Genomic DNA, 15,236 nt, shown 5'->3' on the forward strand with positions numbered 1-15,236 from the left:
GGCGCGCTGATAGAGGCGGTCGGTGGCGTTGCTGCCGTCGAGGAACGCGCGCGCCTGCTGGATTAGCGCATCGTTACGAATCAGCGGAGATTGCACGACGCGTTTGCCAGAGAACAGCTGCTGCACATGTTCGATCATCGATGCTCGCCCGCCGAACACGGCGGCGCTATCGTTCTTGGCCCAGTCGTCAAGCACCCACGCTTCCACGTCGTCGGCGTGGAATTTCGCTTTGTCGTAGAGCATGAGATAGACGCGCAGCACGTCGTAGGCGGTTTTGGCGTCTTTGTCCGCGATCGCCTTGGATAGGACGGCCTCCATTCGTTGCACGATCTGGGGGAGCAACAGACGATCTTCGAGTGCGTCGTAGGTTCGGCGGCTTTCGGCCACGATGTTCGGCGGGGTGTAGAGGCCGTAGCGCCATGAGGCGTCCGGGTCTGATAGGTTCAGGCCGGGGAAAGCGGGCAGATCGCGCGCCTCGGTGAGCGTGTCGGGCACGGCTTGCGGTTTCGGCTCTTTGTAGAGCTGCGCGACGCGGGCCGCAAGCGGGCGCGCCTTGGCGCCGATCGCTTCGGCATAGGTTTGGTTGTGGCCGAAGCTTACATACAGGCCCATTGCGAGCCAGGCGAAGAGCGCGATCGCAAGCGTGTGGGCGACCAGCCGCGCCAGACGCGAGCGGTGCTCCCAGCGTAGGTTCGGCGTGACGAGATGAGACTCGGGGAAGACGACGCGCTTGAATAGGTCGTGGAGGAAGTAGCTTTGATGCCCCTCCTGCCGCTGCACGGCGACGGCGCGGTCTTTTTCTTCCTGCGTCGATGCGAGGCGTTGAACGACCGAGCGCCGCTCGGCCACGATCTCGCTGTCAGCTTGGAGCGCGCTCGTGAAATACACGCCGCGTAGCGACGAATGCAATTCGGTGGTGTCGTAGCGGGAATCGAGAAAAATTCGATCGATCAAGTCGACCAGTGGGCCAATGAGCGCCGGAAATTCCTCGGGTAGTAGCGAGAGCCGTTTGCGTTGTCGAGGATCGTATTGGTCCTGCATGCGCGCTTCCACGGTGTCCGCGAGACGGTCCGCTAGCTGGCGCAGTTCAGCGTGGCAACGCGCCCGCAGCTCCTCCTTTACGACCGTTCGCTTGCCATGCGGCAGCGGGAACCCCCATTTCTGAACCCGCTCCCCGGACGTCATCGTCCCGACGTATTCGGTGAAACCGGCTAGCCGATCCATCTTCGTGACAAGCAAATAGACCGGGAATTGAATACCGAGCTGGTCACGCAGTTCCGCCAGACGTGCGTGCAGCGCACTCGCCTCTGCAGCGCGGATTTCCTCGTCGACACTGACGAGCGATGCCACATCGACGGCAAGCAACACGCCGTTGATCGGCGCAAGCGGCCGACGCTGGCGCAATATCGACAGGAATCCAAGCCATTCCTCGCGATCGACGCGCCGGCGGTCAATGTCCGAGGCGCGGCCTTTGGAACCGCCCGCGCCATTCGGATTCGCAGCGGTAACGACAGCCTCGCGACCTGAACCGCCGGCCTTGGCGTCAGCTATCGCCGGCCCGGCCTTCGTTTCACCGCTCGACTCGCCTGCCGTGTCACCTTCCACGGCAGTATCGGCATTCTCGGCCGCCCCGTCGATGCTTCGAACCGGCGAATCCCCGTGACGAGCGTAGTAGCCGGGCGTGTCGATCAACACGGCCTCGTTGGTCAGCCACCAGTCCAAAGCGCCAGCGTCGGCCCGCAGCGTGCCGGCTGCTCGCTGCATTTGCTCGGCGACAGGAAACGACATGCCGCCGTTGCGCAATGCGCTCGTCTTTCCCGAGCCTTTCGATCCGAGCGTCAGGTACCACGGCACTTCGTACAGGTAGCGCTTGCCCTGAAACAGTTTGCCCAATCCTGTCGCGCCCGTTCGCATTGACTTCAGACGGGCGAGAGCGGCTGACACGATTGTCGTGACCTCTTGCAACCGGGGCGCGGCAGGTGACTCACCTTGTTTGCGGCCGAAATGCAGCAGCTTTTCGAGGAAGGTTCTGTCGTCGCGCATCCGCCGCTGCAAACGAATCAGCAAGTGAATGGCGAACACCGCCAGCACGAGACCGATCGCAGTCACGCGCGCGGGGACGAGTGCGAATGGGGTTGACCGCCCAAAGGAAAGCAGCGGCGACGCATACCAGATCAGCAGGCACAACAACGCCACCAAGACGGCGCTCATGGACCAGCGAACAAGCCAGAGCAGCACACCAGCCATCAACACAGCGACCGAGAGCACACGCATGCCCACGCCATCGAACGGCTTGAGTCCCCCGAATGAAACGAGAGGCCCAAAAAACCAGATGGCCAGTGAAACAACGACTAACGCGAAAACAGCAAGAGACTGGCGCGAAGCCAGCAACGGCAGGACCTTCTTCATGTCTAGTTCCAGATGCGGATCGGGCTTACTGCGCCACGATGATTTCGACGCGGCGGTTCTGTGCGCGTCCTTGTGCGGTGCGGTTCTCGCCAATGGGAGCTGCGTCGCCCTTGCCAACGGCTTCAAGCCGGTTCGCCGACACGCCCGCGGCCTGCAGCATTTGCATGACCTGCGTGGCTCGCTCCTCGGAAAGCGCCTGGTTGGACGCAAATCGCCCGCTTCGGATGGGGATGTTGTCGGTATAGCCCAGGACAGTGACCTTGCCGTGCACCTTGGAAATTTCCTTGGCGATCTTCGTGATGAGCGGGCCCATCGAAGCCTTTACGTCGACGCCCCCGGGCGGGAACATCGCATCGCCGCGGAAGATCACCGCGCTACGGCCCGCGTCCTCATCGACACGGACGGTTCCGGCCGCGATTTCGTTCTTGAGCAGCGGCTTTAGACGGAGCGAAGTAACAGCAGGCGCGGGTGCGGCGGGCGGCGGCATCATGCGGCCGATATCGGCGATTTGTTTTTGCACCTCCGCGCTTTGGTTTATCAGTTGGTATTTAAACCATCCGAACGTGGCGAGCAGAGCCGCCGACAACACGGACACTGTGATCCATACCGGGAATTCGTAAAACGATCGACGCCGACCGATCACGTCCGATTGTTCGTTTACCGAGAGGGGCAGCGGCGCCGGTCCACGATGCGCGGTGATTTCTTTGTATAAGCGTTCGCGAATCGCATAGTGGTGTCGCTCGCCGTTTGGCTCATGCCGATAGCGCCCCTCAAAACCCAAACTGAGAATTCGGTAGATCACCTGCAGCAGGTCGCGATGTTCCTCCGGCTCGTCCAGCAAGCGCGCGATCAGCAAGTAAACCTTCTCTCCGCCATGACGATCTTCGTGGACAGTGGTCGCAAGACCGTGGCGAATCCACTCGATCCCCGAGGAATCCTCCTTGCTCCATGCCGTCTGCGCGGCTGCCTCGTCGAGCGCCGTACACAAGCAATACCGAGCGCCGATCATGTGATCGCGACGTATGTTCGCCTGCTCGCATACCTTCTGGAACGTACGTACTTCCTGTTCGAGCAGCAGGCGAAGCGCAAGCGGCTCATCTTTACCCAACTGCTCGGGCATCTCCGCCAGCGCGCGTATCAGCGGACGCGCGGCTTCGAGCAAGGGGTTGCGCGCCTGCAGTACCGCAATCAGACGCTCGCGAATGGGGGTAGACGGTGATGGCGCACCGGTTGATTTATCACTCATCAGAATACGTACCGGACGATGTTTCGTGAATTCATGGATTTCCTTTCCGTGGGCATAGGCGAGCGCACCGTGCAAGCGGGGGCCCATCTCGGGCCCACGCTCGTGCATGATTCGAAGAGTGGGATTCCTAGTGCCCGTTAAGAAATCGCCAGCGTGGCGCGTCGGCTAACGAGCGTGCATCCGCAGCCTGCGCGGTGTCCTTCAAGCGCGACCGCCTTCCCATCGATCAGAAATGAATCGTCTCCTTCCTCGATTGGGTTGGTGTCATGTTTTGCGCAGCGAACAAGATCCGATTTGCGTGCGATCGGTTTGCCGTCAATCTTGTCCGCGTCGGATCCGCTCAAAACTTCGCCGCCATAGGGCGCGAGTGTGTCGCCTGCGACGATGACTTGTCGGGTCATTGCTTCCTCCATTGAAATAGATTTTGCAAATTAACAATTGTTTACTTTCGACGTCACTGGCGGAATGGATATGCGAAAAATCCACAGCGACCGAGCCGCCCCATAAAAGCAGCGCAGATATTTCTCAATTCTCTTCATTTATAGGTACATGATATCCAGGAGATATCCACAGCACACCTAAATTTCTCTGACAACCCCCGACGCAGGGAAGCCCCAACCCCGCGAAATACGCGCCGAACAGCAATGCGATCATCACGAGAACCGAAAGAACGAACCCTGCAAGTAGGCCCCAAAACCGAGCGAAGCGACGCAGAGTCAAAAAGATGACTGCGACGGGACCAAGACATATCGCAATAGCACTAGGACTTACAGCAACACGCGAAAATATGGGAAGAAGCACCCGATCTCGATCGAATTCGACAGTTAATCCTGTAACGTTGTCGAGTAAATTGAAAAGATCGTGCAAGAAGTAGAGAACGAAGGCGTAAATGAGTGCGATTACGACACCGACCTTCCCGCCCGTGCGAAACTCTCGTTGCTCTTCCTCAATTGCAACGCTTTCCTGTTCACGCATGGATCTACCCTCGCTTTTCAAATAAGTCATTCCAAGCACCCTATGCGGAAATTTCCCGCACGCCCGGCGCCGCTCCGTCACGATTAGGGCCGCCGAGATAGCTCCACCGCACCTGTTCGGCGGCGATGTCTAGAAAACGGCTTTCCGGAGCGGGGAATAACTGTCCTTGCTCCACATACGCTTGCTGGTGCCAAACGTTGTAGATAGCCGCGAGCGGATGCTCATCGGCAATGCGGCTCGCCCAGATTCCCGTAATAGGACAGCTCTGCAAGCCGTGACAGTCATCGGTTGTTGACGCCAGTGCAGGAACTTGTCGAATCCAACCGGCATCGACCATCTTCTTAAGAAACACGTCTCGGCTTGGCGGCACGAGCTGTGCATCGCCTAGAAAATGCCATTGCACGAGGTCCGGCGTGAGCCATGCCAGCGCCGGCGCTTCGAAGCGCTCTCCGGTCCGATAACGCTCGGGACGACCGCTGCGCGCGAAACGAAGTTCGGACTTTGTCATCGATGACAAACCATACGTGGCCAACCAGTAGCCTGTTTTGGGAACAGTCTGATCGCCGGTCACCGCATAGGAACTTGCGGCGAGCGATAACACGCCCTGGCCTGCCGGCACATGTTCGCGGCCTTCGAGCGAGGCACCTGGATTCGGCTTAGGAGGCGGCGTCACCGCCTTGGCCGCATCGATCAATGTTTTGGCGTTGCCGTCCCATTTGGGCAGAGGGGCGGGCGGTAGCGGTAGTACCTTGTCGAGATTCGGAAGCTTCAAGCGATCGCCGTAATGCTCTAAGGCTCTCGCAATCTTGCTGTAGCGTTCCGCACGGGCTCTGTCCACGTACCCAACCAAGTTGGTACCGCCGATCAGATTGAAGCCGCGGAATTCGCTCGATAATCGAACTGCGCATTTCGCACTGCCAAACTTGACGCCTTCATGCAACACTTTTAATGCGCGCAACTTGGCATCCGCCGTCTCGGGGCGGGCGTAGATCAGCCCAAGTTTCGCGCCCGCATCTCCGTAGCCCTGGGCGAACGCACATTCCAGCATTCGCAGCGCAACAGGCAAGTTGCCCCAGAATCCCTCCCCCGGATCATCGTATTCCCCGGCGACCTTGTAGCCCAGAAACGCCTGTGCCGACGGACTGCCCATGTCTGCTGCGCGTTGAAAGAACGCATAGGCCGCAGTCGCACCGCCCCCCTGCACCACGCCGTTTTGGTGATACACGCCCATCATGTCGTAGGCGTCGGCTACGCCGAGTTTCATCGCCCTTTCCACCCAGCGCACGGCAATCTCCGGATCATGCTCAGGCACGGGATAGCTCGAGAGTATCAGCGATGCGAGGTTGAGCATCGCCTTCCAGTGCCCGCGTTCAGCGGCCTGACGATAGAGCTGGTAGATCTTCGGATAGTCTCGGTCCTCGTAATAGACATCCGGATCGTCTAGCGCCAGCGCTTGCTGGAACAAGAGTTCAGCCTGCGGATCAATGGGTGGCACGTGCTGATCTTGATATATACACGTGAAACTCTTTCGATGCGGATTAAAAAGCGGCAGCTTTTCGTAACGCGGAAGATCAGACATGGCAGCAGTCAGCTTGTTAGTAAGGGATGTCAAAGGGCCAGCCTGCGCGTCGACCGCGAGCACCGATAGCGAGACAAGCAGAACCCGGCAGAGGTTCGCGCAGCAATGGCTTTTCATTTGAATCACTCCCCGCTCCCTACAGCGAAATTTCCCGCACGCCCGGCGCCGCCCCATCACGATTAGGACTGCCGAGATAGCTCCACCGCACCTGTTCGGCGGCGATGTTTAGAAAACGGCTTTCCGGAGCGGGGAATAACTGCCCTTGCTCCACATACGCTTGCTGGTGCCAAACGTTGTAGATAGCCGCGAGCGGATGATCGTCGGCGACGCGGCTCTCCCAGATTCCCGTAATAGGACAGCTCTGCAAGCCGTGACGGTCATCGGTTGTTGACGCCAGTGCAGGAACTTGTCGAATCCAACCGGCATCGACCATCTTCTTAAGAAACACGTCTCGGCTTGGCGGCACGAGCTGTGCATCGCCTAGAAAATGCCATTGCACGAGGTCCGGCGTTAGCCACGCCAGCATCGGCGCTTCGAAGCGCTCTCCGGTCCGATAACGTTCAGGACGACCGCTGCGTGCAAAACGAAGTTCGGACTTTGTCATCGACGACAAGCCGTATGTGGCCAGCCAGTAGCCTGTTTTGGGAACAGTCTGATCGCCGGTCACCGCATAGGAACTTGCGGCGAGCGATAACACGCCGTGGCCCTCAGGCACATGTTCGCGGCCTTCGAGCGAGGCACCTGGATTCGGCTTAGGGGGCGGCGTGACTGCTTTGGCCGCGTCGATCAATGTTTTGACGTTGCCGTCCCATTTGGGCAGAGGGGCGGGCGGTAGCGGTAGTACCTTGTCGAGATTCGGAAGCTTCAAGCGATCGCCGTAATGCTCCAGAACTTTGGCAATCTCGCTGTAGCGTTCCGCACGGGATATATCGACGTAACCGACCAAGTTAGTACCGTCGTTCAAATCAAAGCCACGGAATTCAGGTTCAATGCTATTCGCGCATTTCGCGCTGCCCAGTTTGACGCCGTCGTGCAACACCTTCAGCGCTCGGTGTTTGGCCTCGACGGTACCTGAGCGCGCGTAGATCAAGCTCAATTTTTCACCGGCATCGCCGTATCCCTGGGCGAAAGCACATTCCAACATTTGCACCGCAATAGGCAAATTTCCCCAAAAGCCCTCGCCAGGGTCATCGTAATTACCGGCCATCTTGTAGCCAAGAAACGTTTGTGCCGAGGGACTGCCCATGTCCGCCGCGCGTTGAAAGAACGCATAAGCCGCAGTCGCACCGCCCCCCGTCACCACGCCGTTCTGGTGATACACGCCCATCACGTCATACGCATCCGGCACTCCCAGCTTCATCGCCTTTTCTACCCAGCCCACTGCAATCTCCGGATCGTGCTCAGGCACCGCATAGCTCGACAGAATCAGCGATGCGAGGCTGAGCATCGCCTTCCAGTGCCCGCGTTCAGCGGCCTGACGATAGAGCTGGTAGATCTTCGGATAGTCTCGGTCCTCGTAATAGACATCCGGGTCGTCTAGCGCCAGCGCCTGCTGGAACCAGAGTTCAGCCTGCGGATCGATGGGTGGCACGTACTGATCTTGATATACGCAGGTGAAACTCTTGCGATGCGGATTAAACAGCGGCAGCTTTTCGTAACGCGGCAGATCGGACATGGCAGCGGTCAGCTTGTTAGTAAGGGATGTCAAAGGTCCCGCCTGCGCGTCAGCCGCGAGGACAGATAGCGAGACGAAGAGAATCTGGCAAAGGCGAGATGCGAATTGCATGGGCATCCCCGCTCACACCACCGCCGTGCTACAGGATGATGGGATGGTCACCGAGGCATGCATAGTCGCGCTGGCCCGATGGTCTTCGAATGGAAGCAAAAACCCGCGAAGATTCTCAATGCCCGCCAACTGAATATCTCTGTTTTTTTGCATTCTCTTTTCCCAATCTCCAAATACCTTACCTGTTTTCTCACGATCATTACTTCCGGAAACAAGACCACCGGAATGCAGCGCAAACACCCGCTGACGCAACTCACTCACCGTCGCCTGCCCCGTCGCCGCAATATTGATTTCACTATCCACCGACATGCTGCGCTGGCTGATGTTGGCGCTGCCAACGGTCACGAACACGTCGTCGATCAGCATCAACTTGGAGTGGATGTATATCTCCCGGTACGCCATTTTGTTATTGGCATCCAGGCCGCTCGTACGCAAACGTGCCACGCTGACTTTCAAACCCAGCGTCTTCTGAAGCTGCTCCAGGCTCGGTCGGTCCAACACCTTGCGCTTGCGCACGACCTTTACCGCCCCCGCGTCAGTCAAGACGTAATCCGTATGCGACACGCTCTTAGCGTTCCGGTAGTCCTGACTCGTCTCACCGCGATCTATGTACTTGCCCTGTTCCGGCATCGTGCTGCTCGCGCCGAATTCCGTCAGCGTGTCGAACGTGCGCGGCACCATGCCCTCGTCCTCCGGGTGCGGGATGACGATAAACAAATGCAACACGGGTACGTCAATCATCGGCTTGTCGGGGAGCCGCGCCCAAGCGCGACAGAACTTCGCGCGTTCCTTTTTCAGATGACGCGCGAACTCTGGATAAAAGAAGTACTGGTTCTCGATATAGATGTAGTTGCGCGCAAAGCTGGTCGCTTGGAAGTAAAGCTCCTTGATGCTCTTTTCCCGCTCATCCGGTTGTGTACGGACAATTTGCACCCGATGAGCCGGATTTGGCGGCAGCATCGGAATGTTGGGCGGCCGCTGTGCGAATTCTCGCGTTTGCCACTTCTGCGGAGCAAATCCCTTCCACCCTCTCTCGAAATTTTGATGTAACCGCTCCAACGCGGGCCCCACTAGGCGACATGCGTAGTCCTGGTACGGTTTCGTCCGTTGGTAGGTTGCCTTCGCCCCAGAAAAGGCAACTGGCCCTTGAAGACCCTCAGTCACCTTTTCATGGCCCAACTCATCCTTGACCTTCCCGGCCCCCCAGCGCTCACGTTTCGGATCGTCCACCTCATGCCCACACCGATCCCAAAAGTCAGTGACAGAATTCAGCCCCATCACATAGCCGACCGCTTTGCTTCCACCGTCGTACGCGTAGTCGATCAAGACCGGCTTCTGATGATGGGTCGGGTAGTCTTCGAGCAGATTCGCTTCCGTTATCCCAGCAATCGCCTCAACGGCAGGCCCCGTCTTCTTTTCACTCGGCATATCCTCCTCTGCCGGGCTGGTCGACAACAGCGCCACTGCATCGGCGCTCGCGACGGAGCGAAGAACAACTTGCAAGCGCGGGTTGGCGCCGCTACCGCTTCCTCTCGGAAGGTGACGCGCCCACCAGTCGACGCAGTAGCGATGGCGATTGCTGTTTGCATAAGGCGTGTCCCGAGCGACTACGCGGACCTTTAGATTCCACGTCCACGCGACGTTGTCCGTGTACCCCGGCATGCTGTTCTGTTTCGTCGAGGCTACCTGGTCGTACCAGATCAACAAACGAACGGTGACAGGGTTGTCCTTTCGCGTCGTGATCTGCTCCAGCAATTCGCCATAGGTCTGCCCTCGCTTCCATTCGGCGCCACTTCGCTCGAGCTCCATGCCAGGATCGAATCCCCAGCAGATGATGTCGACGCTCGACTTCGCGGCACGGATGTCCCTAGCGATCGCCGCAAAACCTTCTTCGCCGCAAATCATGAACGCCAGCCTGTTGCCGGCGTAAATGGGCGGCGCGTCCTTAATAGCCGGCCTGCCGTCCTTCGCGGGACGGTTCTCTACAAACCACTGCACCGTGCCTTGAGCATTACGGCCAGCTTCGTCAATCGCGACTTCTACCGGATTCTGTGTCTTAAGGTGCTCAGCCATTTCGTCGTTCTGGAGATTTTTGATATGCGCAGGTGAAACTCTTGCGATGCGGATTAAGCAGCGGCAGCTTTTCGTAACGCGGCAGACCGGACATGGCAACGGTCAGTCTGTTTGTCAGGGACATCAGCGGTCCCGCCTGCGCCTCGACCGCGAGCACCAATAGCGAGACGAGCAGCACCCGGCAGAGATTCGTGCAGTAGCTCTGGCTTATCATTTGAATTCCTCCCCGCCCGCTATACCGCAATTTCCCGCACGCCCGGAGCCGCCCCGTCACGATTAGGACTACCGAGATAGGTCCACCGCACCTGTTCGGCGGCGATGTCTAGAAAACGGCTTTCCGGAGCGGGGAATAACTGCCCTTGCTCCACATACGCTTGCTGGTGCCAAACGTTGTAGATAGCCGCGAGCGGATGATCATCGGCAATGCGGCTCTCCCAGATTCCCGTAATAGGACAGCTCTGCAACCCGTGACAGTCATCGGTTGTTGACGCCAGTGCAGGAACTTGTCGAATCCAACCGGCATCGACCATCTTCTTAAGAAACACGTCTCGGCTTGGCGGCACGGGCTGTGCATCGCCTAGAAAGTGCCATTGCACGAGGTCCGGCGTGAGCCATGCCAGTGTCGGCGCTTCGAAGCGCTCTCCGGTCCGATAACGTTCGGGACGACCGCTGCGTGCAAAACGAAGTTCGGACTTTGTCATCGACGACAAGCCATACGTGGCCAACCAATAGCCCGTTTTCGGAACAGTCTGATCGCCCGTCACCGCGTAGGAACTTTCGGCGAGCGATAACACGCCCTGGCCTTCAGGCACATATTCGCGGCCTTCGAGCGAGGCACCTGGATTCGGCTTGGGAGGCGGCGTCACCGCCTTGGCCGCATCGATCAATGTTTTAACGTTGCCGTCCCATTTGGGCAGCGGGGCGGGCGGTAGCGGTAGTACCTTATCTAGATTGGGCAGTTTCAAGCGGCCGCCGTAGTGCTCCAAGGCATCGCCGATCTTGCTATAGCGTTCTGCGCGGGCGTTATCCACATGCCCCACTAGGTTGGTGCCCCGACTTAAATTGAAGCCGCCGAATTCGCTCGACAGAGTATGCGAGCACTTCGCGCTGCCCATCGCTACCCCGTCGTGAAACGTTTTGAGAGCCGTTTTCTTTGCCGCGTCCGAATAACCGCTTGTTTGCAGAAGCGCCAGCTCATATGCCGCGTCTCCATACCCTTGAGCTACGGCACACTGCAGCATTTCAATCGCGATAGGACGATTTCCCCAGAACCCCTCGGCTGGGTAATCGTAGGTTCCACCCAGTTTGTCCCCCAGAAAGGTCAATGCAGATGGGCTGCCCATGTCCGCTGCTCGTTGAAAGAAGGCATAAGCCGAAGTCGCCCCGCCGCCGCGCACCACGCCCCTTTGGTGATAGACGCCCATCATGTCGTAGGCGTCGGCTACGCCCAGCTTCATCGCCTCCTCTACCCAGCGCACGGCAATTTCCGGATCGTGCTCAGGCACGGGATAGCTCGAGAGAATCAGCGATGCGAGGTTAAGCATCGCCTTCCAGTGGCCGCGTTCAGCAGCCTGGTGATAAAGCTCAAACATCTTGGGGTAATTACGATCTTTGTAGTACACATCGCGGTCGTCCAGCGCAAGCGCCTGCTGAAACAAGAGCTCGGCCTGTGGATCGATGGGCGGCACATGCTGTTCCTGATACACGCATGTGAAGCTTTTTCGGTGCGGGTTGAACAGCGGCAGTTTTTCGTGACGAGGTAGATCGGACATGGCAGTAGTCAGCATGTTAGTCATGTATGTCACAGGGCCAGCCTGCGCGTCAGCCGCGAGGACGGATAGCAAGACAACGACAATCCGGTAAAGGCTAGATACGAATGTCATGGAAACTCCATTCCCTTCAGGGCTGTATCGCAGGCCGAAGGTCGTCTATGCGTGCATCGTAGAGGTAGCGCGATGGTCTTCGAATGGCAAAAGGAACCCCTCCATGTTCCCGCCGCTCTTCATCGAGAGCCGATTAGCTCCCATCTGCCTGGACCAATTCTCAAATACTCTCGACATTTCACTCCGATTTCCGCTCCCTAAGACACTTCCGCCGGAATGCAGCGTAAACACACGCTGACGCAACTCGCTCACCGCTGCCTGCCCCGTCGCCGCGATATTGATTTCGCTATCCACCGCCATGCTGCGCTGGTTGACGTTGGCGCTGCCCAGCGTCACAAACACATCGTCGATCAGCATCAACTTCGAGTGGATATATATTTCCCGATACGCCATCTTGTGATTGGCGTCGAGGCCACTAGTACGCAAGCGCGCCACGCTCACTTTCAGGCCCAAGCTGCCTTGAAGCTCTTCCAGACTTGGACGATCGATCACCATATTTCCCTTGGTCCCCTTGTGTGCATGCGCATAGTCCTGATGGTGTTTGCCAGCGTCGATGTACGCTGCCTGTTCACGCATCGTGTCGCTCGCCCCAAGCTCCGTCAGCGCATCGAAGGTGCGCGGCACTAAGCCGTCATCTTCCGGATGCGGAATGACGATGAAAAGGTGAAGCTTCGGCACCTCGCTTATCGGCTTGTCGGGCAGACGCGCCCAGGCATCACAAAACTTCGCACGCTCCTTCTTCAGATGGCGCGCGAACTCTGGATAGAAGAAGTACTGGTTCTCGATATAGATGTAGTTGCGCGCAAAGCTGGTCGCCTGAAAGTAGAGCTCTTTGATGCTCTTTTCGCGCTCTTGCGGCTGGGTACGCACGATCTGGACGCTGTGCGCGGGATTCCTTGGCAAGGTGGGAATGTTGGGCGGAAGCTGCGTCAGCTCCTCTGTTTTCTGCGTCCGGGGAGCAAAAGCGTTCCAGCCCCGTTCGAAATTCTCGTGCAGCCGTTTTAGCGCCGGCCCTACGACCCGACAGGCATAGTCCTGATACGGCTTGGTACGCCGATAAGTGGCGTTGGCGGCAACGCCTTGCGTAGCGCTCTCATGCGTGCGCTCCGCGCCTATCGCTTTCTCGGCTCGAGCCTCTCGCAACGGATCATCAATCTCATGTGCGGCTCGGTCCCAATAATCAGTGACCGAGTTAAGTCCCATCACATAGCCGACGGCCTTTCTACCCCCTTCGTACGCATAGTCGATTAGCACCGGCTTTTGATGGTGCGTTGCGAAATTCTTCAGCAGACTCCCTTCGTCAACCGGGTTGTGCCAGTCATCAACCGGCTCGTCCTCCTCCTTCGGCATCGCCGCGAGCGACGCCACCACATCCGCGCGGGCAATGGTACGCAGGACAATTTGCAGGTTCGGATTCTTTCCGCGGAAGCCGCGGTAGGAAGGCAGATTGTCTCGCCACCACCTTTGGCTGTATTCGTCGCGTGCGCGGCTCTCGTACGGCGAGCCCCACGGATCCGTCAAACCAGGCATGTTGTCTTGTACGACCGACGCCACAAATCCGCCCCAAATCAACAGTCGAACTCGAACAGGATTGTTGGGGCGCGTCGTGATTTCGTCGAGCAACTCGCCATAGGTCTGCCCCCGCTTCCATTTTCCGCCCGCGCGGACAAGCTCCATCCCCGGATCGAAACCCCAGCAAACAATGTCCGCCGTCGCTTGCGCCTCGCGTAGGTCCTTAGCCAGCGACTGAAAGCCCTCTTGGCCGCAGATAAGGAATTTCAGTGCGTTGCCGTACGTGATGGGAATTTCTGTCCGGTTTTCGAGTAGCCACTGCACCGTGCCTTGAGCATTACGCCCCGCTTCGTCAATCGCGACTTCTACCGAATTCTGTGTCTTAAGGTGCTCAGCCATTTCGTCGTTCTGGAGATGATGGATGGGTGCGGGCAACGTTCAGATCCGCTCGCCGCGGTTCGTGCGCAGATCAAAATGCTTCGGATCGCGATTTAGCGCATCGCTCACCTTCAGGTCGAACTGGCCGCCATTACTCAGCTTGACGCGGTAGGCTGTCGTACCCGTCTTGTGGTTTTTGATCACCACGCGACCGAACTCGTCAGTTGCGCCTTCGCCGATCTTCGCGTCGCCCTTGAACAACTCGTAGGGCTCGTTCACGTACCGATGCGCTTCGCCTGTCAGCGCGGCCAACGCGAAGTGCAGGTCCTCGGGCATTTCCACGGGGATCGGCGCCAACGGCTTTCCGATGTTGTCGGGACCAGTGAAATTGCGTCCCGCCGAGTGAACCTCGAACGCACCATTAGTCCCACTTCGAATCTCACCGGAACTCCAGCGCGTATAGCTGCCGCCTCCACTAATCTCCACTTCCTGCTGTGCGCTGATGCGAATTCTGTCGGCAACGACAGTCACGTTGAGCTTTGCCAGCAAGTTGATGCTGTCCTTCAGCGCCTTGATGTCGATATCGCCGGCCGCAGCCACCAATCGCATGCCAGCTTGGTAGACGAAGAGGCGCAGGGCATTGCGCATGCTTGCGAAAAGGCCGCCTCCCGTGGTAACGGACAAATCCGTACCGGCCGTGACCGCTGTTGCACGGCCGCTGCTGAGATGAATCTGCTCGGGCGTGCTCGCGGCAATGCCAGTGGGGCTCGCAAGTAAGAGTTGTGGATCCGTGAATTGCTTCAGCTCGCCACCGCCCCGAATAGCGCTCGCCTGAGCCTTTAACGAAGATGCAAGGCGCGTCTGTTCTCCATCGTTCGCGCTCGCTGACTGAGCGGTACGCGCGAGGTTTTCCGCAAGCGTCTGAGATTCGGCAAGCTGCGCATCTACTTCATCGACACTGAAAGCATCACCATTCGCGCCGGGGCGACTAAACGTCGTTAGCAGTAGCGCCTCCCCGCCACGTATGGCGACCTTGCCGTCCGTCCGCAACTCGGCGCCTATTCCGCGCGCCTCCTGACGACCGGCGTGCCCCGCAATGCGCGTCATGTGTCCGAGACTGAACCACGAACTGGCTTCGTCGCTGAACAGGAATGTCTGAATTTTTCCGTTGGTGTCGTCGAAGACAAGACCGTTCGACCGCCCACCACCGATCTCCCGGCTGCGAACACCCGAAAGCGCCTGATTGTTCGGCAACGCATGCGCGGGCATATTGAACGCATTGACCACGCTGCCGACGATAATCGGCAGATCCGGATCGCCGTTGATGAAACCAACCTGCACTTCCTGCCCCCGCCTCGGCAGAAAAGTCGCACCGAACCGATCGCCTTGCCAAGG

Annotated in this window: 11 protein-coding genes; all 11 read right to left on the reverse strand. The window is 58.5% G+C overall.

What is annotated here, in order from left to right:
* Window positions 1–2,409, reverse strand: a 2,409-nt coding sequence (locus tag ACTHNR_RS14400) for a type VI secretion protein IcmF/TssM N-terminal domain-containing protein (protein WP_440548338.1), incomplete at its 3' end; no start/stop codon positions are given.
* Between the two features lie 25 nt (window positions 2,410–2,434).
* Complete coding sequence (gene tssL, locus ACTHNR_RS14405; protein WP_440548347.1) at window positions 2,435–3,655, reverse strand: type VI secretion system protein TssL, long form; 1,221 nt, start codon at window positions 3,653–3,655, stop codon at window positions 2,435–2,437.
* A 137-nt stretch (window positions 3,656–3,792) separates the two neighbouring features.
* Window positions 3,793–4,056 (reverse strand): PAAR domain-containing protein, encoded by a 264-nt coding sequence (locus ACTHNR_RS14410; RefSeq protein ID WP_440548339.1) that lies wholly within the window; start codon window positions 4,054–4,056, stop codon window positions 3,793–3,795.
* A gap of 124 nt (window positions 4,057–4,180) precedes the next feature.
* Window positions 4,181–4,630: a hypothetical protein gene (locus ACTHNR_RS14415; protein ID WP_440548340.1), complete on the reverse strand. Its 450-nt coding sequence runs from the start codon at window positions 4,628–4,630 to the stop codon at window positions 4,181–4,183.
* 40 nt (window positions 4,631–4,670) lie between these two features.
* Entirely contained in the window at window positions 4,671–6,326 is a 1,656-nt protein-coding gene (locus tag ACTHNR_RS14420) for a tetratricopeptide repeat protein (RefSeq protein WP_440548348.1), read from the reverse strand.
* Between the two features lie 19 nt (window positions 6,327–6,345).
* Window positions 6,346–7,995: a DUF6396 domain-containing protein gene (locus tag ACTHNR_RS14425; protein ID WP_440548341.1), complete on the reverse strand. Its 1,650-nt coding sequence runs from the start codon at window positions 7,993–7,995 to the stop codon at window positions 6,346–6,348.
* Window positions 7,996–8,007: 12 nt separating this feature from the next.
* Window positions 8,008–10,068, reverse strand: a complete 2,061-nt coding sequence (locus ACTHNR_RS14430) for a phospholipase D-like domain-containing protein (protein WP_440548342.1) — start codon at window positions 10,066–10,068, stop codon at window positions 8,008–8,010.
* On the reverse strand, window positions 10,061–10,282 hold the full coding sequence (locus ACTHNR_RS14435; protein WP_440548343.1) for a hypothetical protein: 222 nt from the start codon (window positions 10,280–10,282) through the stop codon (window positions 10,061–10,063). Before ACTHNR_RS14435 ends, ACTHNR_RS14430 begins: the two co-directional genes overlap by 8 nt.
* Before the next feature lie 19 nt (window positions 10,283–10,301).
* Window positions 10,302–11,951 (reverse strand): DUF6396 domain-containing protein, encoded by a 1,650-nt coding sequence (locus tag ACTHNR_RS14440; protein ID WP_440548344.1) that lies wholly within the window; start codon window positions 11,949–11,951, stop codon window positions 10,302–10,304.
* A gap of 45 nt (window positions 11,952–11,996) precedes the next feature.
* Window positions 11,997–13,898, reverse strand: coding sequence for a phospholipase D-like domain-containing protein (locus ACTHNR_RS14445; protein WP_440548345.1), 1,902 nt, complete (start codon window positions 13,896–13,898; stop codon window positions 11,997–11,999).
* A 3-nt stretch (window positions 13,899–13,901) separates the two neighbouring features.
* On the reverse strand, window positions 13,902–15,236 hold a 1,335-nt coding region (locus ACTHNR_RS14450), incomplete at its 5' end, for a DUF2345 domain-containing protein (protein ID WP_440548346.1).

The sequence above is a fragment of the Trinickia sp. genome (genome assembly GCF_051954495.1).
Taxonomy (GTDB): domain Bacteria; phylum Pseudomonadota; class Gammaproteobacteria; order Burkholderiales; family Burkholderiaceae; genus Trinickia.